General features: G+C 72.1%; 23 protein-coding genes. 13 read left to right on the plus strand and 10 right to left on the minus strand.

Annotation, left to right across the window (positions count from 1 at the left end):
* Window positions 1-63: 63 nt before the first annotated feature.
* Together AB0J93_RS16160 and AB0J93_RS16165 are read left to right on the plus strand one after the other, a co-directional pair.
* On the plus strand, window positions 64-1,866 hold the full coding sequence (locus AB0J93_RS16160) for a RyR domain-containing protein (RefSeq protein WP_363922472.1): 1,803 nt from the start codon (window positions 64-66) through the stop codon (window positions 1,864-1,866).
* On the plus strand, window positions 1,856-2,362 hold the full coding sequence (locus tag AB0J93_RS16165) for a hypothetical protein (RefSeq protein ID WP_363922474.1): 507 nt from the start codon (window positions 1,856-1,858) through the stop codon (window positions 2,360-2,362). The genes AB0J93_RS16160 and AB0J93_RS16165 overlap by 11 nt, the downstream gene beginning before the upstream one ends.
* Here the strand turns inward: AB0J93_RS16165 and AB0J93_RS16170 are convergent.
* Window positions 2,322-4,979, minus strand: a complete 2,658-nt coding sequence (locus AB0J93_RS16170) for an alpha-amylase family glycosyl hydrolase (RefSeq protein ID WP_363922476.1) — start codon at window positions 4,977-4,979, stop codon at window positions 2,322-2,324. The two genes, AB0J93_RS16165 and AB0J93_RS16170, sit on opposite strands and share 41 nt — an antisense overlap.
* Before the next feature lie 15 nt (window positions 4,980-4,994).
* Window positions 4,995-5,420 carry a hypothetical protein gene (locus tag AB0J93_RS16175; protein WP_363922478.1) on the minus strand — a complete coding sequence of 142 codons (426 nt, stop codon included), beginning with the start codon at window positions 5,418-5,420 and terminating at the stop codon, window positions 4,995-4,997.
* A 239-nt stretch (window positions 5,421-5,659) separates the two neighbouring features.
* On the opposite strand from AB0J93_RS16175, the gene AB0J93_RS16180 reads away from it, so the two are divergent.
* Together AB0J93_RS16180 and AB0J93_RS16185 are read left to right on the plus strand one after the other, a co-directional pair.
* Window positions 5,660-6,775: an exo-alpha-sialidase gene (locus AB0J93_RS16180; RefSeq protein ID WP_363922480.1), complete on the plus strand. Its 1,116-nt coding sequence runs from the start codon at window positions 5,660-5,662 to the stop codon at window positions 6,773-6,775.
* On the plus strand, window positions 6,772-7,074 hold the full coding sequence (locus AB0J93_RS16185) for a MoaD/ThiS family protein (RefSeq protein ID WP_363922482.1): 303 nt from the start codon (window positions 6,772-6,774) through the stop codon (window positions 7,072-7,074). The genes AB0J93_RS16180 and AB0J93_RS16185 overlap by 4 nt, the downstream gene beginning before the upstream one ends.
* 74 nt (window positions 7,075-7,148) lie before the next feature.
* On the opposite strand, the gene AB0J93_RS16190 is transcribed toward AB0J93_RS16185, so the two are convergent.
* Genes AB0J93_RS16190 through AB0J93_RS16205 form a run of 4 tightly spaced genes read right to left on the minus strand, consistent with a single transcriptional unit; the run spans window position 7,149 to window position 10,542 of the window.
* On the minus strand, window positions 7,149-7,775 hold the full coding sequence (locus tag AB0J93_RS16190) for a response regulator transcription factor (protein WP_363922484.1): 627 nt from the start codon (window positions 7,773-7,775) through the stop codon (window positions 7,149-7,151).
* Window positions 7,772-9,085 carry a histidine kinase gene (locus AB0J93_RS16195; RefSeq protein WP_363922486.1) on the minus strand — a complete coding sequence of 438 codons (1,314 nt, stop codon included), beginning with the start codon at window positions 9,083-9,085 and terminating at the stop codon, window positions 7,772-7,774. The genes AB0J93_RS16190 and AB0J93_RS16195 overlap by 4 nt, the downstream gene beginning before the upstream one ends.
* A gap of 4 nt (window positions 9,086-9,089) precedes the next feature.
* Window positions 9,090-9,545 carry an ABA4-like family protein gene (locus AB0J93_RS16200; RefSeq protein WP_363922488.1) on the minus strand — a complete coding sequence of 152 codons (456 nt, stop codon included), beginning with the start codon at window positions 9,543-9,545 and terminating at the stop codon, window positions 9,090-9,092.
* 4 nt (window positions 9,546-9,549) lie between these two features.
* Window positions 9,550-10,542 (minus strand): hypothetical protein, encoded by a 993-nt coding sequence (locus AB0J93_RS16205; protein WP_363922490.1) that lies wholly within the window; start codon window positions 10,540-10,542, stop codon window positions 9,550-9,552.
* A gap of 180 nt (window positions 10,543-10,722) precedes the next feature.
* Here AB0J93_RS16205 and AB0J93_RS16210 point away from each other — a divergent pair, with 180 nt between their 5' ends.
* The 3 genes from AB0J93_RS16210 to sigJ all read left to right on the plus strand — a co-directional run bounded on the left by AB0J93_RS16210 (window position 10,723) and on the right by sigJ (window position 13,488).
* The gene (locus AB0J93_RS16210; protein WP_363922492.1) at window positions 10,723-11,457 is read left to right on the plus strand and encodes a CBS domain-containing protein; all 735 of its coding nucleotides are present in this window, start codon (window positions 10,723-10,725) and stop codon (window positions 11,455-11,457) included.
* Entirely contained in the window at window positions 11,450-12,466 is a 1,017-nt protein-coding gene (locus AB0J93_RS16215) for a CehA/McbA family metallohydrolase (RefSeq protein ID WP_363922494.1), read from the plus strand. Before AB0J93_RS16210 ends, AB0J93_RS16215 begins: the two co-directional genes overlap by 8 nt.
* 137 nt (window positions 12,467-12,603) lie before the next feature.
* Window positions 12,604-13,488 carry an RNA polymerase sigma factor SigJ gene (gene sigJ / locus AB0J93_RS16220; RefSeq protein ID WP_363922496.1) on the plus strand — a complete coding sequence of 295 codons (885 nt, stop codon included), beginning with the start codon at window positions 12,604-12,606 and terminating at the stop codon, window positions 13,486-13,488.
* Between the two features lie 140 nt (window positions 13,489-13,628).
* Here sigJ and AB0J93_RS16225 read toward each other — a convergent pair whose 3' ends face one another.
* Window positions 13,629-14,246 carry a hypothetical protein gene (locus AB0J93_RS16225; RefSeq protein ID WP_363922498.1) on the minus strand — a complete coding sequence of 206 codons (618 nt, stop codon included), beginning with the start codon at window positions 14,244-14,246 and terminating at the stop codon, window positions 13,629-13,631.
* A 96-nt stretch (window positions 14,247-14,342) separates the two neighbouring features.
* On the opposite strand from AB0J93_RS16225, the gene AB0J93_RS16230 reads away from it, so the two are divergent.
* The 4 genes from AB0J93_RS16230 (at window position 14,343) to AB0J93_RS16245 (ending at window position 19,114) form a co-directional block, all read left to right on the plus strand.
* Window positions 14,343-15,221, plus strand: a complete 879-nt coding sequence (locus tag AB0J93_RS16230) for an aminoglycoside adenylyltransferase family protein (protein WP_363922500.1) — start codon at window positions 14,343-14,345, stop codon at window positions 15,219-15,221.
* A gap of 24 nt (window positions 15,222-15,245) precedes the next feature.
* The gene (gene manD / locus AB0J93_RS16235) at window positions 15,246-16,475 is read left to right on the plus strand and encodes a D-mannonate dehydratase ManD (RefSeq protein ID WP_363922502.1); all 1,230 of its coding nucleotides are present in this window, start codon (window positions 15,246-15,248) and stop codon (window positions 16,473-16,475) included.
* A complete protein-coding gene (locus AB0J93_RS16240; protein ID WP_363922504.1) occupies window positions 16,465-17,007 on the plus strand; it encodes a gluconokinase in 543 nt (180 codons plus the stop codon). The genes manD and AB0J93_RS16240 overlap by 11 nt, the downstream gene beginning before the upstream one ends.
* Before the next feature lie 277 nt (window positions 17,008-17,284).
* Window positions 17,285-19,114, plus strand: a complete 1,830-nt coding sequence (locus tag AB0J93_RS16245; RefSeq protein WP_363922506.1) for an AMP-dependent synthetase/ligase — start codon at window positions 17,285-17,287, stop codon at window positions 19,112-19,114.
* Window positions 19,115-19,116: 2 nt separating this feature from the next.
* Here the strand turns inward: AB0J93_RS16245 and AB0J93_RS16250 are convergent, their stop codons facing one another.
* Genes AB0J93_RS16250 through AB0J93_RS16260 form a run of 3 tightly spaced genes read right to left on the minus strand, consistent with a single transcriptional unit; the run spans window position 19,117 to window position 21,319 of the window.
* Complete coding sequence (locus tag AB0J93_RS16250) at window positions 19,117-19,782, minus strand: lysoplasmalogenase (RefSeq protein ID WP_363922508.1); 666 nt, start codon at window positions 19,780-19,782, stop codon at window positions 19,117-19,119.
* Window positions 19,779-20,606 (minus strand): sterol desaturase family protein, encoded by an 828-nt coding sequence (locus AB0J93_RS16255; protein WP_363922510.1) that lies wholly within the window; start codon window positions 20,604-20,606, stop codon window positions 19,779-19,781. The genes AB0J93_RS16250 and AB0J93_RS16255 overlap by 4 nt, the downstream gene beginning before the upstream one ends.
* Window positions 20,603-21,319: a GntR family transcriptional regulator gene (locus AB0J93_RS16260; protein WP_363922512.1), complete on the minus strand. Its 717-nt coding sequence runs from the start codon at window positions 21,317-21,319 to the stop codon at window positions 20,603-20,605. Before AB0J93_RS16260 ends, AB0J93_RS16255 begins: the two co-directional genes overlap by 4 nt.
* Before the next feature lie 588 nt (window positions 21,320-21,907).
* On the opposite strand from AB0J93_RS16260, the gene AB0J93_RS16265 reads away from it, so the two are divergent.
* Together AB0J93_RS16265 and AB0J93_RS16270 are read left to right on the plus strand one after the other, a co-directional pair.
* Window positions 21,908-22,666, plus strand: coding sequence for a hypothetical protein (locus tag AB0J93_RS16265; RefSeq protein ID WP_363922514.1), 759 nt, complete (start codon window positions 21,908-21,910; stop codon window positions 22,664-22,666).
* Window positions 22,667-22,827: 161 nt separating this feature from the next.
* Entirely contained in the window at window positions 22,828-23,532 is a 705-nt protein-coding gene (locus AB0J93_RS16270) for a hypothetical protein (RefSeq protein WP_363922516.1), read from the plus strand.
* The last annotated feature ends 94 nt before the right edge of the window (window positions 23,533-23,626 follow it).

Here is a 23,626-nt window from a genome sequence, read left to right on the forward strand (position 1 = left end):
TAGCATGGCGCGCATGGTCGTAATCCGGTGGCTGGGGTGCCGGCGGGTTCAGGTAGCCGGGCGATGACCCAGCCGGTCCCCGGTGCGGCCCGGCCCGCCGCGTGGTGGCTGCGGGTCGTGTTCGGGGTGATCGGCCTGGTCGCCTCGGTGCTCGGTTACGTCGGCCTGGAACGCCTGTCGCAGGTACGCCCCGAGGCCATCGGGGACCGGTACGACATCCTCTACTACGACCTGCAACTGTTCTTCCTCAGCGCCGAACTCTTCGAGCAACCCGGTCCCTATCCGTGGCAGTTGCAGGTGGCCCGGTTCATGGCACCGCTGTTCACCCTGCTGGCGGTGGCCGAGGCCGGCCGGCTGCTGCTGGCCACGGAGATCCGGCGGCGGCGGGCCCGACGGGCCAGCGGCCACGCGGTCGTCTGCGGCGACTCCCAGTTCGCGCACATGCTGGCCGACCGGCTCTACGCCGACGGCGACCGGGTGGTGGTCGTACGCTCCGAACCGTTCGGGCCGCTTGAGTACCGCCGACGCCGTTACCTCGGCGTCGTCGGCGACCCGACGAACGAGGAGGTGCTGCGGGGTGCCGGCCTGCCCCGGGCGCACACCGTCTACGCCTGCACCGACGACGACGACCGCAACCACGCCATCGCCAACACCGCCAACCGGATCATCCAGGACCGACGCCACCCGCCCCGGGTGTACGTGCAGGTCCACGACCCGGAGATGTGCCTGTCGTTGCAGGCCCGGCGGCTCGGTGCCGCCGGGTCCAGCCGGCTGCGCCTGGACTACTTCCACGTCGACGACATCGCCGCCCGGGCGCTGCACCGGCACCATCCGCTGCCGTCGGCCCCGGACCGGCCGACGACGGTCCTCATCGCCGGTGGCGGCAGCTTCCGCCGGGCCCTGCTGGTGGAGACCGCCCGGCACTGGCGGGCCCGCCAGGCCGACCAGAGTGGGCCCGACCGCCGGCTGCGGGTGGATCTGGTGGCGCCGGACGCCCGGGCCGAACTTGCCCTGGCCACCTCCCGCTACCCGTTCCTGAGCGAGGTCTGCCGGTTGACCGGGTACGACCGGGACATCGCGGGGCTGGTCGGCCTGGAACACTTCGCCGCCGAGGGCTACGACCGTATCTACCTCTGCGCCCCCGACGAGATCAGCGGCCTGCGTTTCGCGCTGGACACCCCCGCGCTCTGGCGCGGGGCGCGCAGCATCGTCTTCGTGCCGGTCTACCGGCAGGCCGCGCTCGCCGCCGCCTTCCACGGCGACGTCCGCCACGACCTGCTCGACGAGGTGCACGGCAAACTGCGGCTGTACCCGGTGCTGACGCACGCCTGCGACGCCCGGCTGATCGCCGAGGACCTCACCGAACGGCTCGCCCAACAGATCCACCTGCGGTACCTGTACGCCCAGCAGCGGGCCGGGGTCCGTCTCGGCGACGCACCCGCCATGGTGCCCTGGTCCCGGCTGCCGGAGTCGCTGCGCCGCGCCAACCGCAGTCATGTCCAGGACATCGCCGCCAAGCTGCTGAACCTGGGCTGCGTGGTGGCGCCCCGGCACGGTGGTGCCGGTGACGCCTCGGCCGCCGGGCGGGCCATCGACGACCGGGTCGAACAGTTGGCCCGACTCGAACACGAGCGGTGGTGCCGGGAGCGGCGCTCCGAAGGCTGGACGTACGGCGAGCCGCGCGACGACGTCCGGCGTCGACATCACCTGCTGCGGCCGTGGGACGAGCTGTCGCCGGCGGCGAAGGAGCAGAACCGGCAGGAGATCCGGGCGTTGCCCGATGTGCTGTCCGACAGCGGATTCGAGTTGATCCGGCTGGGCCCCAGCGTGCCCGTCCAGCGGGGAGGGTCGGCCGATGCCGCCTGAACGGGAACCGGTCCGCGTCGGGGTCACCGGCCACATCAACCTGACCCCGGCCACCGAACGGCTGGTCGCCGAGGCGATCCGCCTCGAACTGCGCCGGATCAGCGACCGGCCGGTGCACGGGGTCACCTGCCTGGCGGCGGGCACCGACCAGATCTTCGCCCGCGCGGTCCTGGACGGCGGCGGCACGTACGAGGTGGTGCTGCCGGCCCCCGACTACCGGGACACCATCGCCCCGGCGGCCCGGGGCGCCTTCGACGAGCTACTGGGCCGCGCCACCCGGGTCCTGCACACCGGCCACCGCACCTCCGGCACCGCCGCCTACGTGGCCGCCAACCGGGAACTGCTGCTGCGGGTGCAGCGGCTGCTGGCGGTCTGGGACGGCGAACCGGGCTGCCACGACGCGTCGACCGACCGGACCGTCGGCTGGGCCCGCGAGCGGGGCATCCCCACCACCGTCATCTGGCCCGCCGACGCGCGGCGGTCCCCGGCGGGGTGAGCGCGGTGTCCGGGTCGCGGCCCGCGGCCACCGACAGCCAGAAGACGCCGTGACCGGCGACGCCCAGGTCGTACTCGCCCGAATCCGGCACGCACGGAAACTCGGCACCGCCGGTCAGTTCGCGGGGCCGGCGGCCGACGTGCGAGGTCAGGGTCAGCGTCGTGGTCTGCGGGTAGCGGGAGAAGTTGAACACGCAGAGCACCTCGTCGTCCGGTTCACCGCGCAGGAACCCCAGCACCGCCGGGTTGGTGGAGCGGACGATGCGGCAACCGGGGCGGGAGAACGCCGGGCAGGCGTGCCGGGTCTCGATCATCTTCTCGACGACGTGCAGCAGCGACGAACGCGAGCGGAGCTGGTTCTCCACGTTCACCGCCATGTAGCCGTAGATCGACTCGTGGATCGGAGGCGCCGGCAGGTTCTCCGGCTGCGCCACCGAGAAGCCGCCGTTGCGGTCCGGCGCCCACTGCATCGGGGTGTTGAACGCCAGGTGGCCCGGCAACGCCAGGTTCTCGCCCATGCCGATCTCGTCGCCGTAGTACAGCACCGGCACGCCGGGCATCGACAGCAGCAGGGCGAAGGCGAGTTCCAACTGCCCCCGGTCGTCGTTGAGCAGGGTCGCCGTGCGGCGTCGGATGCCGGTCGCACCCCGCATCCGGGCCAGCGGCGCGTACGCGTGCAGCAGGTCGTCGCGTTCCCGCTCGTGCAGCAGGCCCAGCGACATCTCGTCGCCGTTGCGCAGGAACACCGCCCAGTGCCGGTCGGGCGGCTGGTCACCCATCTGCGCCAGCACCCGGGACACCGGTCGGTGCGCCTCCCGCCGCATCGCCAGCAGCAGGCTCGGCATCAGCGAGGCGTACATCACCAGGTGGCACTCGGGGTGCTCGGTGGTGCCGAAGTAGGCACCGGCCCCCTCCGGCCAGTCCTCGCTCCAGGCGATCAGGATCCGGTCCGGGTACGTCTCGTCCAACCAGGACCGCAGCTGGCGCAGGTAGCCGTGGGTCTCGTCGAGCCCCTTGCTTGAGGTGCCGCTGCGCTCGAACAGGTACGGGACGGTGAGCAGACGCAGCCCGTCGACGCCCTGCCGGAGCCAGAACGCCATCACGTCGCGCATCGCCGCGCGTACCTCGGGCGCGTCGTAGTTCAGGTCCGGCTCGGACCGGCTGTAGCGGTGCCAGTAGTACTGGCGGCGCTGACTGTCGTAGGTCCACCCCGCGCCATGGCTGCCCAGCGGGTCGTCGGCCTCGGCGTAACCCTCGTCGCTGTCGCTCCACACGTAGAAGTCGCCGTACGGGCCGGCGGGGTCGCTGCGCGAGGCCTGGAACCAGGGGTGCTTGTCGCTTGTGTGGTTGAGCACCAGATCCAGCGCCACCCGCAACCCCTGCCGGTGGGCGAGGCTGAGCAGTTCCAGCAGGTGCGACGGGGCGCCGAGGCCCTCGTCGATCGCCTCGAAGTCGGCGGCCGCCCGACCGTCGCCCAGCGCCGGTGCCGCCATGATCGGATTGAGCAGCAGGCAGTCGACGCCGAGGCGGCGCAGGTAGTCCAGCTTCTCGGTGACACCCCGCAGGTCGCCGTGGCCGTCTCCGTCGGAGTCGTAGAAGAACCGGACGTTTACCTCGTAGAAGGTGCTGCCGGCCGCCCAGCCCGGCTCGCCCGGCGGCTCCGGCGGCCCGGGATCCTCCGCCATCTCGGCCCGGGTGACCCGCAGCCGGCCCGACAGGGCCTGGCGGGCACGCTCGGCCACCCGTTCCGCCGGATCCCGCTCCAGGGTCTCCAGCGTCTCGAAGGCGGCGACCAACTGTTCCCGGCTGCGCTGGTGGCCGTACGCCCAGTTGCTCAACTCCTCCACGGCCAGCACCCGGGCCGCGGCGAGCCGGTTGCGGGTGAGCGCCAGCAGGTCCTCCGGGATCAGCTCGGGCCGGCGCGGCGCGTTGCTGAGGATGAGATCACCGACCCCGGCGGCGCGCATCTGGGGTGTCTGCCGGCGTTCCCGGTCGACCATGCGCACGGCCGCGTACTCGAACGCCTCCCGCACGCTGATGATCCCGTTGCCGTCCCGGTCGGCGCCGCCGGTACGCAGTCCCTCCAGGAACGGACCGGAGAACGCCGACGGCAGCGCGTGCTGCTTGTGGCCGTCGCCCTCGTGGGCCAGCTCGGTGGCCCCGGCGGAGACCACGACGATGCGACTACGGCCGCCGCGCTGTTTGAGGTCACCGAAGGCGCCCGCGTGGCAGCAGTCGAGGATCAGCACCAGTTCGCCGGCCCGGCACTCGTCGACCCAGTGCCGGAACTCGTCGGTCGGTACCGAGGTCGGTGGGAGCCGGTCGGGGTCGGTGTCGGTCGCGGTGAGGTAGAGCCGGTGATCGTGATGCAGCCGCCCGTGGCCGGAGTAGTAGACGAGCAGGAAATCGTGCGGATCGGCGCTGGTCAGGAAGTCGTAGAGGGCCAGCTGGAGGCGGTACGAGTCGGCGTCCAGGAGATCGCGTACGTCGTCGAAGGCACCGAGCGTCGGATCCCGCAGCAGCCGGGCCCAGTCCTTCAGGTCGCTGGCGGGGGAGTCGAGGGTGGGCAGCGCCTCGTTGGCGTAGCTGCCCACCCCGACCAGCAGCGCCCGCTTCACCGTGACTCCGCCGGATCAGTCACCGTCGACCTTCTCGGGCACGGCCGCCTCACCCTGCCGGGGCACCGACACCGACTTGATCAGCTCGGCCAGGGTCTTCTCCGACACGTCCCGTACGTCGATCTCGGTGCCGTCGGGGAGGGTCATGCGCAGCCGCTTGCCCTTGTTGCGCTCCTGGTAGCGCTTGATGACCTCGGCCAGGTGCCGGATGTCCGCCGCCGCCCGCTTGACCGTCGGCACGGTGAACACGGCCAGGGCCAGTACGCCGAAGATGTAGCTCGCGGTGTCCCGGGTGCCCGGTGCGGCCTCGGCGGTCAGTTCGCTCGCCTCGACGCCGGGAAGCTGGTTCAGGTGTTCCCTCAGATGGCGGGCCTGCTCGGCCAGTTCCTCGTCGCTGACCGGACCGTCCGACACGACCTGCAAGATCAATCCATCGACCATGATCCCATCGTGGTCGCTGTCACTACACCGTGCAAGGGCCGCCACGGCGGGATACGGGTCAGGGCCGCAAGTGACGGGCATCCGACAGAAGCCGGGTGAATCCGAGCGGCGGCGGGTGCTGTCCGTTTCGCTGATGCCAATTCGTCGTACCCAGGGAGTAGACCGGCCAGGACCGATGCATGTCGGTGCGGCGGCGCGGAGACCGCCCGCCGGCCCGACGAATACGAGAGGACGCTCAGATGAGTGGTGTACGCGTACTGGTGGGGACGCGCAAGGGTGCGTTCATCCTGACCTCCGACGGCAGACGCGACAGCTGGACGGTCGACGGGCCGCACTTCGGCGGCTGGGAGATGTACCACCTCACCGGGTCGCCGGCCGATCCGGACCGGCTCTACGCCTCCCAGTCCGGCGGCTGGTTCGGGCAGCTGATCCAGCGCTCCGACGACGGCGGGCGCACCTGGACCGCGGTCGACAACGACTTCGCCTACGCCGGCGACGTCGGCGACCACCTCTGGTACGACGGAACCCCGCGACCCTGGGAGTTCAAGCGCATCTGGCACCTTGAACCGTCCCGCGACGACCCGGACACCGTCTACGCGGGCGCGGAGGACGCGGCGCTCTACGTGTCAAACGACGGCGGCGGCAAGTGGACCGAGCTGACCGCCCTGCGCACCCACCCGAGCGGGCCGTCATGGCAGCCCGGCGCGGGTGGCATGTGCCTGCACACGATCATCCTGGATCCGGTCCACCAGGGTCGGATCTACACCGCCATCTCGGCGGCCGGCGCGTTCCGCAGCGACGACGGCGGCACCAGTTGGCTGCCGATCAACAAGGGCCTGCGGTCGGGAGAGATTCCCGACCAGGACTCCGAGGTCGGCCACTGCGTGCACCACATCACCCAGCACCCGTCGCGCCCCGACACGCTCTACATGCAGAAGCACTGGGACGTGATGCGCAGCGACGACGCCGGCGCGAACTGGCGCGAGGTAAGCGGCAACCTGCCGTCGGACTTCGGCTTCCCGATCGCGGTGCACGCCCACGAGCCGGAGACCATCTACGTGGTGCCGATCAAGAGCGACTCCGAGCACTACCCGCCGGAGGGCAAGCTGCGCGTCTACCGCAGCCGCACCGGCGGTGACGAGTGGGAGCCGTTGACCGACGGGCTGCCGCAGTCCGACTGCTACGTAAACGTGCTGCGCGACGCGATGGCCGTCGACACGCTCGACCCCTGCGGCATCTACTTCGGCACCACCGGTGGTCAGGTCTACCGCTCCGCCGACGGCGGCGACAGCTGGGCGCCGATCGTCCGGGACCTGCCAGCCGTGCTCTCCGTGGAAGTTCAGGTGCTGCCGTGATCCGGGTCGTCCTCCCGGCTCACCTGAAGACCCTCGCCGGGGTGACCGGCGAGGTGCGTGTCGAGGTGGCCGGCCCGGGGCCGGCCACCCAGCGCCTGGTGCTCGACGCCATCGAGGCGCGGTACCCGATGCTGCTCGGCACCATCCGCGACCGGCACAGCGGTAAGCGCCGCGCCTTCGTCCGCTTCTACGCCTGCGAGGAGGACCTGTCCAACAGCTCACCCGACACACCCCTGCCCGAGCGGGTCGTCGCCGGTGAGGAGCCGTTCATCGTCCTCGGCGCGATGGCCGGCGGATAACCGGTTAAAAACGCTGCCGGGGCCGCCGCGACCGAGGCTGCCGCCGCCCGATGCCTCGCCCGGGCGACGCCGGTTCACAGGCCGCGGGCGAACAGCGCCAGGCGTACCCGGTTGGGGCTGCCCGTCTTGGTCATCAGGCTGGTGATGTGGGACTTGACCGTGGTGACACCGATGTGCAGCCGCTCGGCGATCTCGCCGTTGGACAGCCCGTCGGCGACCAGGTCCAGCACCTGCTGCTCCCGGGCGGTCAGCCCGGTGACCGGCGGTGGCGTCCCGGTGCGGGCGTGCACCGCGCGCTGCACCAACCGGCGCAGCACCTCCTGGCTGAACGGACTGTCGCCCGTCGCGGCCCGGCGCACACCGTCCAGCAGCTCGGTCGGCGGTGCGTCCTTGAGCAGGAAGCCGCAGGCGCCGGCCGTCAACGCCGGGTAGAGGTGGTCGTCGTCGCCGAACGTGGTCAGCACCAGCACGCGCGCACCGGGACGGTCGGCGATGATCCGGCTGGTCGCGGAGATCCCGTCGACGCCGGGCATGCGCAGGTCCATCACCACGACGTCGGGCACCAGCCGGGCGGCCAGGGCGATCGCGTCGCGGCCGTTGTCGGCCTCGCCGACGACCTCGATGTCGGGCTGAGCCTCGCAGAGCATGCGCAGGCCGGCGCGGATGAGGTGCTGGTCGTCGACCAGCAGTACGCGGATCACGCGCGCTCCGTCGCACACGGGCCGGAGCGGGACCCGTCCACCCCCGCCGTCGACGCGGTGCCCGGCGGCCCGGCCGGCACGTCCCTTGCCGACGGCGTGACTGTCGCGTCGTCTGTCGACGGTGCCGGGGCGGGTGCCCCGGACACCTGGCGGCCGGCGGGCAGCACGGTGGCCACCCGCCACCCCGCGCCGGTCGGGCCGGCCGTCAACTGTCCGCCGAGGACCTCGACCCGTTCGCGCATGCCGGTGATGCCGTGGCCGCCGCCGACCGGCACGGTGGCGGGCACCCAGCCACGACCGTCGTCGACCACCTCCCAGTGGACGGCCCCGTCGACCACGTTTACCGACAGCCGCGCCACCGCGGTGGTACCGGCGTGCTTGGCCACGTTCGTCAGCGCCTCCTGGCTGAGCCGCAGCACCGCGAGGCCGCGTACCGCGTCGAGGGCGCCGACCGCCGGGTCGATGTCGGCGACGACTGTGACACCGGCCTGGCGGGCCCGGTCCACCGCGGCGCCGAGCGCGGCCGGCAACGCCGACGGTTCGATCGCGGTCAACGCGGCGTCGCCGCGTACACCGTTGGGGTCACGCAGCACCGCGACCAGCCGGCGCAGGTCGGCAAGGGCCGCCGTGCCGGTGCCGTGCACGTCGTCGAAGACCGCGCCGACCCGTGGATCCAGGTCGGTCAGCACGTGTCGGGCCACGCCGACGCGCAGCACCATTGACGCCACGTGGTGCGCGACCACGTCGTGCAGCTCGCGGGCGATGGCGCTGCGCTCGTCGGCCCGTGCGGCGCGATTCTCCGACTCGCGCCGCCGTTGCTCCTCCTCGGCCCGCCGCCGCGACTGCTGAGCGAGTTCCCGGGTGGTCCGGATGACCAGCCCCAGCAGCAAGGGCACGCCGACCTCCGCCAGCAGCCCGAACACACCGGAGAGCAGGCGCGGCAGCGGATCGCCGATCGAGTCGGTCAGGTCGACCACGGCCAGCAGCCCCGCCGCCAGCCAGATGGTCCGGCTCCGGCGGGCGACCATGGTCAGTTCGAGCAGCGCCCAACTGGCGCCGACCTGATTGATCATGAAGTCGTCGATCAGCCAGATCGCCACCGCCAGCAGCGCGGTCTGCGTCAGCAGGTTGGCCAGCGGCCGGCGGTGCAGCGCCAGCCCGACCACGAAGGCGAGCGCCGCGAGGATCCACTGGGTGGTGGTCGGTGCGGACAGCGCGCCGAAGAACAGATAGCCCAGCCCGGAGAGGATGAGCAGCACCATCCGCACGAGGCTGTCGCGCGCGTCGAACAGCCGTCCCACCCAGCCCACGGCCTCAGCCTAGGCGCTGCTCGTCGAGGCCAGAAGTGGCCGGCGGGCGTACCCATCTGGTGCGGACGACCAGATAGGCGGCCAGGCCGAGCGGGCCCAGCAGGATCGTCAGCACCAGCACCGGTGCCATCACCAGCGACGGGACTTTCCGCTCCCGGCTGTCGAGCCAGGCCCAACGGCCGACGAAGAGGTCGAAGGCGATCATGTGTGCCCAGGCCGCCGCCGCGCCGTCGGCACCGCCCAGCAACTCCCGTACGCCGTCGAGGGTGGGGTTGACCACGGCCGGCAGGACCTCCCCGAGCGCCGGAATCACCAGGATCGCGTAGATCGCCACGACCGGGATCACGATCAGCGGTGACCGGATGATCCGGTGGGTCACCGTCCAGTTCGGCAGCAGGATCATCAGCGCCCAGAAGGGTGCCGCCACCGCGAAGGTCAAGGAGAACAACGTGGCGCTCACGCGGTCACCTCCGTCCGCTCGTCACCGTCGACCCGCCCGTCGCGCGCTGCTCACCCGGGCCCGTCGGCCGGTGTTCGACCGTGGCCGCCGAAAAACGGTGTCGGGCCAGCACCGCGCCGGCAGCGGCGACGGTCGTCACCGCCAGCGCCGCGGCGGCGGCCAGGGTGAGCGTGTCCGGTCGCAGCAGCGGCTGCCCGCGCAGCGCCTGCCAGGTCAGCAGCATGGTCACCGCACCGTAGCCGACACCCACGACGAGCAGCAGCCGCGCCCGCGTACGCTCGTCCAGCCAGCCACCGGCGAACCGGCTCAGCAACAGCGCCAGGATCGGCAGCACCTGCATTCCGTGCAGCCCCACGAAGTGCCCGATCCGCAGATCCCCGCCGGTCGTGCTCCAGCCGACCAGCGGTAGTCCCGGCCCGCCGTCGGGCACACCCACACTGTGCGCACCGGCGATGCCCTCGATCACGGGCGCCTGACCCGGCATGGTCATCGGTACCGCCACCAGCATGCCGAGTGCCGCCAGCCCGAGCCCCAGACCGATGGCGTACCGGCCGGCCCGGCCGGCGATCGGCTGCCGCAGCACCGCGACACCGATGGCGACGTGCGCGACGAACAGCACCATGATGGCCGCACCCATCAGCTGCCACAGCACGGCGTTGAACGTGCTGGTCTCGTTGTAGTGGCTGGTGGTGCCGCGGATCACCTGCCCGACGATGATGCACATCTCCACCACACCCATGGCGACCACCACGGTGACGGCCCACTCCGCGACCCGGCTTCGGCGGCGCAGCAGGGAGAGCAGCCAGACCAGGGTGCCGCCGTACAGGACGAACGACACCGAGAACTTGAACGGCTTGAGCCAGATCGGCGCGCCGGTCAGGACCCGCTGGTCGGCGACGATGCCGACCGCGCAGACGACGGCGAGCACCGCCATCGCCGAGACGAAGACCATCAGGGGGCGGTGCCGGTACGCCCGCCGCGACAGGTTGTCAGTCATGCCTGTAGATGCTTGTCGGCGTACGGGCCGACGTCGCCCGACCACTGGCCCCGACCGCGGCCGACGGTCGGATGGCCGCCCCCTACCTGGGTAGGAGAGAAACCCCGTCCTGCGGCAGGGCCCAACGACTCTGTCGACGGCGCAGCGGCGGTGGAAGGCTGGAAGGCAAGGAGGAGGGCAATGACCACCAACACTGCACAGCGAAAGTCACAATGGATGGTCGGCGACGTGATGACCCGCGACGTCATGTCGGTGCGGCCCGACACCTCGTACCGTGAGGTGGTCGACGCGCTGGTGGGCAGCGGTGTCAGCGCGGCACCCGTGGTGGACGCGGAGGGTCACGTCCTCGGCGTGGTGTCCGAGGCCGACCTGTTGCACAAGATCGAGGCTGCGGGGGACGAGCGGCACCGCCGGATCATCGGCGTCCGCCGGGTGGCGGCGAAGGCACAGGCCACCGTCGCCGCCGACCTGATGACCGCACCGGCGGTCGTGGTCGAGCCGACGGCGTCGGTCGCCGCGGCGGCCCGGCGGCTGGAGGCGGCACAGGTCAAGCGGATGCCGGTCGTGGACACCGACCGGCGGCTCGTCGGAATCGTGTCCCGGCGGGATCTGCTGCGGATCCACACCCGACTGGACACGGAGATCAGCGCCGACGTCGTCGACACCGTGCTGCGCGGCCTCTGGATCGACCCGAACACCGTGACGGTCGGCGTGGTGGACGGCGTGGTGACGTTGTCCGGCACCGTCGAGAGTCGCAGCCTCGCCGCTATGGTGGCCGATCACACGGCCAGGCTCGCCGGCGTCGTCGAGGTGATCGACGAACTGGCCTGGGAACGCGACGACTCGGAGTTGATCGAGTCGCGGGGCTACGCGTTCGGCACCGCCGAGCGTCTCATGCGACCCTCGGGTGGCTGAAGACCGGCTCCGGCATCCCGACGGGGCGGCGTACCCGGCCCGGCGGGTGGCGGGTCGGGGGCCCGGCTGGTACCGGGGCGACGTCCACCTGCACACGGTGCGCTCGGCCGGCGGCGAACTCACCCCGGGGCAACTCGCCGCCGCTGCCCGCGAGATCGGGTTGGACTTCGTCGCCACCACCGAGCACAACACCGTCGCCGGGCACGGTGACTGGAGTCGGTACGCCGGCGACGACCTGCTGGTCATCCTCGGGCAGGAGGTCACCACGCACACCGGGCACTGGCTCGCCCTCGGCCTCGAACCCGGGCACCAGGTCGAGTGGCGCTACGGCGTGCGCGACGACGCCATCGACCGGCAACTGGCCCGGGTACGCCGACCGGGCGGGCTCTGCGTGGCCGCCCACCCGTACGCGCCGTACGAGTCCGGCACCCTGGCCTACCCGTACCGGTGCTTCGACGCGGTGGAGGTGTGGAACGGGCAGTGGCGCTCGGACCTGCCGTGGAACGCGGACAACGAGGCGGCGCTGGCCGAGTGGGGGCGTAACCTCGGCCACGACATCCACCGGGGACGGTGGTGGCCGGCGGTCGGCAACAGCGACGCCCACCTCGCCGGCCAGCTCGGCACCCCGCACACCGTGGTCCACGCCGAGGAGTTGGGTGTCGACGCGATCCTCGCTGGCCTGCGGGCCGGCCGGAGCTGGATCGCCGGCTCCGCCGTCGTCGACCTGGAGCTCACCGCCACGACCGGTGACCGCGCTGCCGGCGTCGGGGCCCGCCTGGACTCCGACGGCGAGCCGATCGAGGTACGGGTGCGGGTGTCCGGGGTACCGTCGGGCACCGTCAGTCTGCACACCGAACGCGGCACCGTGCTCCGCGAGCGACTTCCCGCCGACGGGGCGGACACGATCCGGTGGCGTACCGCCGCGCGGGACAGCGGCTTCGTCCGGGCCGAGGTGCGCCATCCGGATCGGCAGATGGCGGCCCTGACCAACCCCGTCATCCTGGCCTGATCAACCCCGTCATCCTGGCCTGACGGGCCTCGCCCGCCACGCCGGCCGCTGGCGCACCCGGCATATCCAGCCGGTGCTCGTCACGTTCAGGCTCCGGCCGGGGTCGGGTGGGTGAACCTTTAGGAAGGGAAGTGCCAATGGGGGAGTCCGCCTGGTTGACCGAGCGGTTCGAGCAGCAGCGGCCGTACCTGCATTCGGTGGCCTACCGGATGTTGGGCTCGCTCGGCGAGGCGGAGGACGCCGTGCAGGAGACGTGGCTACGGCTGTCCCGTACCGACTCCGACGAGGTGGACAATCTCGCCGCCTGGCTGACCACGGTTGTCGCCCGCGTGTGCCTGAACATCCTGCGCAGCCGACAGCGGCGGCGCGAGGAGCCACTGGACATCCGGGTGCCCGACCCGGTGATCACGCCCGCCGGACCCGACGATCCCGAGCACGCCGCCGTACTGGCCGACTCGGTGGGGCTGGCGCTGCTGGTGGTGCTCGACACACTGACCCCCGCCGAACGTCTCGCATTCGTCCTGCACGACATGTTCGGGGTGCCCTTCGACGAGATCGCCCCGATGATCGACCGGTCGCCGGCCACCGCACGGCAGGTGGCCAGCCGGGCCCGCCGTCGGGTACGCGGTCAGGCACCGTCGACCGACCGCGACCTCGCCCGGCAACGCACGGTGGTCAACGCGTTCCTCGCCGCCGCCCGGGACGGTGACATCGAGGGACTCGTCGCCGTGCTGCACCCGGACGTGGTGCTTCGTGCCGACGGCGGCGCCACCCGCACCCGCCACACCACCGTGATCGCCAGCGCACGGGCGGTGGCCGCCCAGGCCACGACATTCGGCCGGTTCTCGCCCTTCGCGCGGCCAGCGGTGATCAACGGTGCCGCCGGGGTGGTCGTCATGGCGTCGGGCCGCCCGCTGTCGGTGATGGCCTTCAGCATCCGCGACGGGCGCATCGCCGAGATCGACGTGATCGCCGACCCGGCCCGCCTGGACCGGTTCGACCTGTCCGCCTTCGCCGACTGACGCCCGATCGTCGAGGCCACGCCTCGGTCGGCGCGCGCACCGCCGGCTCTTGTACCGGCCGAGGTGTCGCCCGACCGCCACGGTGCCGGTAGAGGCGTGGCACCGTGGCGTCGCGGGGCCGTTGCGGTGTCCGCGCCGACTCAGCGTGGCGCTGCGTACGCCAGCGGGGCCCGGACGTCGTCCCAGGTGCCGGTAAGCGTGGCGCCGGCCGGTGCGGCGACGGATCCGGGGCGGCGGATCACCCCCAGCTCGAGGGCGTCGCTGACGATGAGCGTGGGGTCGCCGTCGACCACCTGGCGGACCGCCCCGATCGTGGGCGGATCGGCGACGGGAGCGTCGCTGGTGATGCCCATATTGGGCGGGCGCACCTCCCGCCGGCCGTCGACCTCGAAGTACTCCTCGGCCTGTCCGGTGCCGGCCAGGATGGCCTCGGCCAGGGCGGCCGCGTACACCGGGTCGCCGACCGCGTCGTAGACCCACCGCCGACCCAGCACCGAGTGCTCGATGGTGCCCACCAGCCACTCGTCGGCACCGTCCAGCGGCGCCCCACGGTAGGTCAACGGCACCTGGTGCACCGGCCCGTCGCCGCCCCGGACCAGGAGCGTCTCGATGCCCACCTGCCCGGCCGGATCGTCGAACCGGTACGCGGCCACGCGCGTCACGTCGCCGCCGCCCTCGTACCAGTCCCGGGTCGGCAGCCAGGCCGCCAACAGTTCCAGCTTGGAGGGACGGATGTCCGCTCGGTGCAACAACGCCATGTGCCGCATCGTACGCTCCGCCAGGACCAGCCGGCGGCCCGTGGCACGGTCGGAAAGCGGTGGCGCCGACGCTGCGCTCGGACACAGACTCGGCCGATGATGGACCAGATCCGGCAGCTCGTCGGACTCCTCAAGGACGTGCTCGGTGACCGGCTCGTCGGTGCCTACCTGCACGGCTCGGCGGTGCTCGGCGGGTTGCGGCCGGCCAGCGACATCGACGTGCTGGTGGTCACCGCTCGGAGCCTGACCGACCCGCAGCGGCGGCTGCTGCTCGACGGGCTGCTGGCCACCTCCGGTTCGGTGAACCGGGCCCGCCCGATCGAGTTGACCGTGGTCGTCGCCGCCGAGGTGCGACCATGGCGGTACCCGCCCACTGTGGATTTCCAGTACGGCGAGTGGTGCCGCGCCGCGTACCTGGCCGGCACCGTGCCGCAGCCGGAGACGATGGCGGATCTGGCGCTGGTGGTCACGGCCGCCCGCGTCGGCGATCACCCGCTGGCCGGTCCGCCCCCGGCGCGGGTGCTGGCGGCGGTGCCCACGGCCGATGTGGTCCGGGCGAGCGTGGCCGGCGTACCGGGCCTGCTCGACGACCTCGACGGTGACACCCGCAACGTGCTGCTCACCCTCGCCCGCGTCTGGTTCACCGTGACCACCGGTGAGGTCCGTGCCAAGCACGTCGCCGCCGACTGGGCCCTGGCCCGCCTGCCACCGGATCACCGGCCCGTCCTGGCCCACGCCCGCCGGATGTACCTGAACCACCGCTACGAGCAGGAGCACTGGAGCGAGACGTTGCGCGCCCAGGTCCGCCCGCACGTCCACGAGGTGCTGGGCCACATCGGGCAGGCGGCCGGCCGGGGTAGGTTCCCCGCCGCGGATGGCGGCGCGGAGGCGTTTTGGCCTAGCATCTCGGGCCAGTACAACGTCGAGCTCAACGCGGGTTCCCCCGACTCGCCGCCGGTGCCGCCGCCGGGTTAACGGCCCGCGGGAAAGGCACCCCTCGTGAAGATCGTGGCCGCCGACGTCATCGTCACCAGCCCGGACCGCAACTTCGTCACCCTGAAGATCACCACAGAGGACGGCATCACCGGCCTTGGTGACGGTACGCTCAACGGGCGTGAACTCTCGGTCGCCTCGTACCTGCGTGATCACGTCGTGCCGTTGCTGCTCGGGCGCGACGCGCACCGCATCGAGGACGCCTGGCAGTTCCTGTACCGCTCGGCGTACTGGCGGCGCGGGCCGGTCACCATGGCCGCCATCGCCGCGGTCGACGTCGCGCTCTGGGACATCAAGGCCAAGGCCGCCGGGATGCCGCTCTACCAGCTGCTCGGCGGCGCGTCCCGTACCGGCATCATGGCGTACGGCCACGCCTCCGGGCGGGACCTGCCGGAGCTGTTCGACTCCATCCGGTCGCACCTCGATCTCGGCTTCCGGTCCATCCGGGTGCAGACCTCCGTGCCCGGCATCAACGCCGTGTACGGCGTGGCCACCCAGCCCAGCGCCGACGGTAAGCGCTACGACTACGAGCCGGCGCAGCGCACCCCGCTGCCGGCCGAGGAGGACTGGGACACCCGGGCGTACCTGCGCCACCTGCCCGGCGTCTTCGAGGCGGTCCGCAACGAGTTCGGGCCCGAGCTGCCGCTGCTGCACGACGGGCATCACCGGATGACCCCGATCCAGGCCGCGAGGCTGGGCAAGGCCCTCGAACCGTACGACCTGTTCTGGCTGGAGGACTGCACCCCGGCGGAGAACCAGGAGGCGCTGCGGCTGGTCCGTCAGCACACCACCACGCCGCTGGCGATCGGCGAGGTGTTCAACACCGTCTGGGACTACCAGACCCTGATCCGGGAACAGTTGATCGACTACGTGCGTTCGGCGGTCACCCACACCGGTGGCATCACCGCGATGCGTAAGCTGCTCGACTTCGCCGCGCAGTACCAGATCAAGTCCGGCATCCACGGGCCGACCGACATCTCGCCGGTCGGCATGGCCGCCGCCCTCCACCTTGACCTGGCCATCCACAACTTCGGCATCCAGGAGTACATGCGGCACGGCGCGCTCACCGACGAGGTGTTCCGCCAGTCGTTCACCTTCACCGACGGCTACCTGCACCCGGGTGAGCAGCCGGGCATCGGTGTGGAACTGGACGAGGAGGCGGCCGCCCGGTTCCCGTACCAACCGGCGTACCTGCCGTTCAACCGGCTTCAGGACGGCACCGTCCATGACTGGTGACCGGGCGACCCGGCACGTCGTGGTGATGGGCGTGTCCGGCGCGGGAAAGACGACCGTGGCGCAGGGGGTGGCCGCGCTTACCGGGCTGACCTTCGCCGAGGCCGACGAGTTCCACTCGGCGGCCAACGTGGCCCGGATGCGGGCCGGCGTACCCCTGGACGACGCGGCCCGCTGGCCGTGGCTGTGCTCCCTGGCCGACTGGATGGCCGCCCGCCACCGCGAGGGCGTGTCGACCGTGCTGGCCTGCTCGGCGCTGAAGCGCTCGTACCGGGACGTGCTGCGGCAGGGCCCGCCGGGGGTGGACTTCGTGCACCTGACCGGCCCGACCGAGGTCATCCGGGAGCGACTGGCACGGCGCTCGGGCCACTACATGCCGGTAGGCCTGCTCGACTCGCAGGCCGCCACCCTGGAGTCGCTCTGTCCCGAGGAGCGGGGCCTCGTCCTCGACCTGCGACTGTCCACCGACGAGCTGATCACCGCGACCGTGGACCAGCTCGGCCTACCCCGCCACCCCACCCCCTCCCACCCCTAACCACCCCACCCCACCCCACCCCACCCCACCCCACCCCCCACGCTCCCTCCCGCCGCCCCACCCACCCCGTCGATCTTGCACTTTTCGTCCAGGCATAGGCCGCGAAAGGGGTACCTCGCCGACCGAAAGTGCAAGATCGGTGAGAGCGGGGGGTGGGGTTAGCACGGGGGGTGGGGTGGGGGGCGGGTTTGCGGGTTTTCGGGGTACGCCGTGGGGTGGCGGGTGACCATCTGTTCCGATGGCCTAGGCCGGGTGATGCGACGGCAGGTGGACGGGCGTGCGGGAGACAGCGGTCGAGCCGATCGTCAGCGGCGATGACGTCGGCCTGGCGGAGCAGGTGTGGCGCAACGCGGCCGAGGACCCGGACGCGGTGCAGTTCGTCCGGCCCGACCCGGATCCCCGGTCGTGGCCGGTGCGCCGCTCCGGACGAGGCGGCGCCCTGCCGGTGACCTGCCGGCAGTTCCGCGACGACGTGGTGGCGGTGGCCCGCGGTTTCGTCGCTGCCGGGATCGCGCACGGCGACCGGGTCGGGTTGCTCAGCCGTACCCGGTACGAGTGGACGCTCGTCGACTACGCCCTCTGGTCGATCGGGGCGGTGACCGTGCCGATCTACGACACCTCCAGCCCGGAACAGATCCGCTGGATGCTCGGCGACTCCGGGGCGGTCGGCTGCGTGCTGGAGACCGCAGACCATGCCTTCAGCGTGGCCGATCTGAGGTCGGAACTGCCCGAGTTGCGGCAGACCTGGCGCATCGACGCCGGTGATCTGATCGAGCTGGTGGCGCGGGGCCGGGCCGTCGACGTCACCGAGGTGGATGCCCGCCGAGCCGCGGTGACCGGCGCCGACATCGCCACCATCGTCTACACCAGCGGCACGACCGGCCCACCGAAGGGCTGCGTGCTGGCCCACCGCAACCTCTCCGCCGACATCGGCAACGCCACCGCGGTGCTGCCCGAGTTGCTGCATCCGGGCGCGTCGACGGTGCTGTTCCTGCCGTTGGCGCACGCCTTCGCCCGGCTGATTCAGATCGGCATGGTGCACAACCGCGCCACCATGGTGCACAGCGCCGACATCTCCGGGGTGCTCGACCAGCTGCGCCGGTTCAAGCCCACCTTCATCCTCGCCGTGCCCCGGATGTTCGAGAAGATGCACGACCAGGCCCGCCACACCGCCGAGGACGCGCACCGGGGATGGCTGTTCGGCCTCGCCGAGCGGACGGCCGTGCGGTACAGCCGCGCGTTGGACACCGCGCGCGGGCCCGGAAAGCTGCTCCGCCTGGCGCACCTGGTGTTCGACCTCGCCGCGTACCGCCGGATGCGCGCCGCACTCGGCGGGCGGTGCCGGATGGCCATCGTGGGCGGCGCGCCGCTGGGGGAGCGGCTCGGTCACTTCTTCCGGGGCGCGGGCATCACCGTCCTGGAGGGGTACGGGTTGACCGAGACCTCCCCGGCGTTGACCGCGAACCTGCCGACGGCGATGCGGATCGGCACGGTCGGTCGACCACTGCCGGGGGTACGGATCCGCATCGCCGACGACGGCGAGGTCCTCGCCCGGGGAGAGGTGGTGTTCGGCGGCTACTGGAACAACCCGGAGGCCACCCGGAAGGCGCTTACCGACGACGGGTGGTTGCGTACCGGTGACCTGGGCAAACTCGACGACGACGGGTTCCTGCGGATCACCGGGCGGACGAAGGAGATCATGGTCACGGCCGCCGGCAAGAACCTCGCGCCCGCGCCGATCGAGGAGCGGATCCGGGCGCATCCGCTGGTCAGTCAGGTGATGCTGGTCGCCGACGGCCGCCCCTACGTCGCCGCCCTGGTGACGGTGGACCCGCAGGCGTGGACGCGCTGGCGGGAGCAGCACGGGCATCCCGGGGCGTCGGTGTCCGCGTTGCGGGACAATCCGGAGCTACGGGCCGAGATCCAGGTCGCGATCGACCGGGCCAACCGCAGCGTCTCCCGGGCCGAACAGGTCAAGACCTTCCGGATCCTGCACCGGGATCTCACCGAGGTGGACGGGGAGCTCACCCCCACTCTGAAGATCAAGCGGGAGGCCGTGCAGAATCACTTCGCCGACGAGGTCGCCGCCCTGTACCACGGTCACTAGTACTAGCGCCGGCTCGTCGCCGCCCAGCCGGTACTGATCAGGAACAGCGCGGCGCTGTAGGTCGCCATCACCAGCACGCCGTGTCCGGGCACCGTCGTACCGGCTGCACCGAGGCCGATCAGCAGGTCCGAGAAGAGGAACAGCGCACCGCCGAGCGCTACCCGCCGGCCGAGGGCGGTGGCGGTCGCTGCCATCAGACACAGCGCCAGGCTGTACCCGAGCACCGGTAGCCGCAGGTCGCCCAGCCGCGACCACAGCATCGCGTTCGCCACCGCCCACAGCGCCAGATACCCGGTCACCGCCGCCGGTCGGGCCCGGCGGTGTCTCACGAACGCGGTGATGAACGCCAGTTGCGTACCGAGGAAACAGCCCATCCCGACCAGGAACGCGATCTCCGACGGCACCAGCAGCGCGACGTCTCCGGCGGTGGCGAGCAGCAGGCCGACCGCGATCGGGACGTTCGCCGCGCGGACCCGCCACAGCCACGCCAGCAACAGCGGTGCCAGCAGCGGCTTGGCCAACCACTGCGCCGCGGGCACGTCGGTGGCGACGGCGACCAGTTCGACGGCCGCCACGACGGCGAACGCCCAGAGCCACGCCCCGCCCCGGTCCGGCCGCCGCAGCCGTACGCCCACCGGTCGCCGACCGGTACCGGTTGCGGTGTTCATCGGGCCGGCTGCCAGCCCGGGCGGCGCAGCAGGTACCCGAGCCGCTCCCGCCACGACCGGGCGGTGCGCAGGTCCCGCCAGATGGCCGCGTACTCGTGGGTCGCCACCCGCAGCGGGTTGTAGGTGCCGATGTTCTTGGTCAGCCCGTACCGGACCGCGTCCCCCTCGGCCTGGAAGGTCCCGAAGAGTCGGTCCCAGACGATCAGGATGCCGCCGTAGTTGCGGTCCAGGTACTCGTCGTTCGAGCCGTGGTGCACCCGGTGGTGCGAGGGAGTGTTGAACAGCAGCTCGATCGGCCGGGGCAGCAGGTTGATCCGCTCGGTGTGCAGGAAGAACTGGTAGAGCAGGCTGATCGACTGCTGAAGGAAGATCATCCACGGTGGAATGCCGAGCAGGGCCAGGCCGAGCCAGAACGGCAGCGAGGTCATCGGCGTCCAGCTCTGCCGCAGGGCGGTGGAGAAGTTGAAGAACACGCTGGAGTGGTGTACCACGTGCCCCGCCCACAGGAGCCGGACCTCGTGGTGGGCCCGGTGGAACCAGTAGTAGGCGAAGTCGTCGGCGAAGAACAACAACACCCAGACCCACCAGTCGCCGGGGGAGAGACTGAACGGCGAGATGGTGTACGCGGCGGCGTACAGGCCGATCGTCAGCAGCTTCCACGGCACGCCGATGACCTGGCTGCCGGCACCCATGGTCAGGCTGGTGGCGGTGTCCCGGGTCTCGTAGCCCCGCTCGGCGTCGTCGGGCGCGAACCGGTACGACAACGCCTCGACGGTGATGAGCAGGAGGAACGCGGGGATGGCGTAGAGCACGGCGGGGATCATGCCCGGCTGTCCTTTCTGGTCGGGGCGGTGAGCGCGGCGGTGAGCAGGGATCGGGCCTGTTCGGCGGCCTCGACGTCCCGGCCGTCGGCGATGGCCGAGGCCAGCCGGCGGTGCCCGGTGACGTCGAGCAGTTCGCTGGCGCGCCGCTGTGGCGGCACCTCGGCCACCGCCAGGGCGCCGGCCACCAGGCTGTTGAAGGCCAGCAGGTACGCGGTGTTGCCGCAGCCGTCCAGGATGAGCCGCCAGACGGCGATGTTGGCCTCACCCATCGCGGTCAGGTCCGGGGCCAGGTCGGCGAACTCCTCGACCGCCCGTACGATCCGTCGTCGCGCGGCGTCGTCGGCACGGCGGGCGCAGAGCTGGGCCGCGTCCACGCCGATGCAGGCCCGCATGTCCATCATGTCGCGTACCAGGGTGGCGACCGGCAGGACGTCGCCGGAGCGCACCAGGGACAGCGCGAGATCCAGACCGGCGTGCACCCGCCAGTCCAACACCCGGGTCGCCCCGCCCTGGCTGATCCTGACCAGGCCGAGCTGCTGCAACCGACGCAGCGCCTCCCGGACCGCGTGCCGGTTCACCTGGAAAGCCGCGGCCAGCTCCCGCTCGCCGGGCAGGCTGTCGTCGGTGCGGTAGGTGCCACTGACGATGGCGTCGCGCAACTGTCCGAAGACCAGGTCGGAAACGGAGGCCCGGGTGACGGGGACGAATGCCATGCCGGGCAGTGTGGCCCAGGGCACATCAACCCGTCAACTGGTTGGACCAGTATTGGTCTGCGGATCGACACGCCCGTGGCTCGTGACCAGGCTGTCGCGGTGAGTTAGGGTGCGTTCGCAGTGGGTGGTGGTTGGGCACGGGAGGCGCCGGTGACGAGACGACGGCGTGGCCTCGCCCGCATGGTCCTACGACTCGGTTTCCTGACCGTGGTCGCCGGGGCGGCGTGGTGCGCCTACGACGTCGCCTCGACCGATTCCGCCCGGGCCGCCGGGGAACCGCCAGCCGCCACTCAGGACGGCGCAACGCCCCGCGTCGGCGACCTCGTTCGAGGTCTGCTCGCCCCGGTACTCACGTCGGATCCGCCCGCCCCGGAGCCCCCTCCGCCGCCGGCCCCTCCGCCGCCAGCCCCTCCGCCCAGGTCTGATCCGCCCCGACCGCTTCCGCCCGACGAGCCCGAACCACCCGCCGATGCCGGGCGGACCGGACCGCCGTCACCACCTGCCGGTGGGCGACCACCGCAGGACACTGCGCCGCCGGCTGACCCGACGCCGCCGGCTGGTCAGGTGCCACCGGGGACCGATCCGGGCATGTCGAGACCGAGGCCGACCGCACCTCGGGGAGCCGCCGATCCGACGGGTGCGGCACCGTCAGCGCAGCGGGCGGCCGGGACGCCTGCGGCGGGCAGGTCGCTCAGCCGGTCGGCGGAGCCGCTGGCGCGGCTGCCCGAGGCGGTACGCGACGAGGTGGCCGCCGTGGTCGCCGAGGCCGGGCCGCTCGCAGCACCGCTCATCGCCGCCCTTGCGGAGCTGCTGGCTCCCGCGTCGCCGCTGCTCGACTCCGTCGTGGTGGGTCTGGAGCCGGTGCTCGACCTGCTGGAGCCGGTCGTCGAGCTGCCTCAGCCCGCTCCGGCACCGACACCGGTGGACCCGACCCCCCGACCCGATCCGGATCCCGCCACGCCACCGGGAGCCGAACCCGCGCTACCGGCCAGGCCGGACCGGGCCGACGCCGGCCCGGACAGCGCCCGGCAGATCGGCTCCGTCCACCACGTCGTCCGTCACCGGTCCGGCCAGCCGTCGGCGTCGCTGCCGCACACCACCGACGGGATCGTCGACGGTGGACAGCACGACGGGAACGAGCGGCCCGACCGTACGCCCGGTCCGCCGCCCTCGTCGCCGGCTCCCGGCACCAGCGGTGCCGAGTCGGCACCGACCTCGCACAGTGGCCCGGCCGACATGGCCGTGGCCGGCTGGTCGCCGCCGGCGGTCAGCGGCCGGGTGACCCGGCTGGCGCGTACCCGGCGACGACCCTCCCGCTCGCCACGCCCGCGCAGCCGGCCGGCCTGACCGCGGCGCTGCCCCCTCAGCGCCGCCACGCCGGTCGTGGTCGCGCGACGCGACACCTGACGGCGGCCGTCCTCGGCGACCGTCCCGGGCCCGCCCGTGCGTGACCCGTGGCACCGGCCCGTCACCGTTCTTTCCGACTTCATGCCTCACCAGGAGTACCCATGCACGTCACCCTGCCGGTCAACCGTGCCCGATGGTGCGACCTCGACTGGATCGTCGACCTGCTCACCGCCACGATCGTCCCGACCTCCCTCGGCGCGTGGCTCGTGCCCGACGGGCGGCGGCGTCCCGCCGTGATCGCCGCCGTGGCCCGCATCTGGACCGAGCACGCCCTACTGTTCGGCGACGCGTTCCTGCTCAAGGACGGGACCGCCGCCACCGTCTGGTTCCACCGCTACCGTCCGATCCCGCCGCCACCCCGCTACGACGAGCGACTCGACGACGCCAGCGGCGAACACGCCGTGCGCTTCCGTCGCGTCGATCACCTCCTTGCCGCGCGGCGTCCCGCCGACGCACACAACCACCTCGCGTTCCTCGCCGCACCACCGGACGTCGACCGGACCGGTCAGGCCGCCGCCGTCCTCGCCGGCAGCCACCGGTACATGGACAACCTCGGTCTGCCCACCTACGCGGAGGTGCACGGCGACGACGACCTGCGCCTGTATCGCCGGCTGGGCTACCGGGGCCGGCAACGTCTGTCGTGTCCCGGCGGAGCCACCGTCAACCTGCTGTGGCGGCCGGCCCCGTCGGTGCGGCTCAGCCCGTCCACCTTTCCGGCGCGACGGGTACCACCCGTCCGACCGGCGACGCCGCCCAGAGCGGTGGTAGCGGTCGACGCCAGGGGAGGGGTCGGTGCCCGCCGCTGATCCGTCCTGAGGTGGCACGAACGCGCGCGGGTCGGCCTCGGTCGACCCGCGCGCACCCCGGCTCGCGAAACCACTGTCGACGGCTGGGGTGAAC

Origin of the sequence: Micromonospora sp. NPDC049374, from assembly GCF_040677165.1 — a bacterium.
Classification (GTDB): Bacteria; Actinomycetota; Actinomycetes; order Mycobacteriales; family Micromonosporaceae; genus Micromonospora.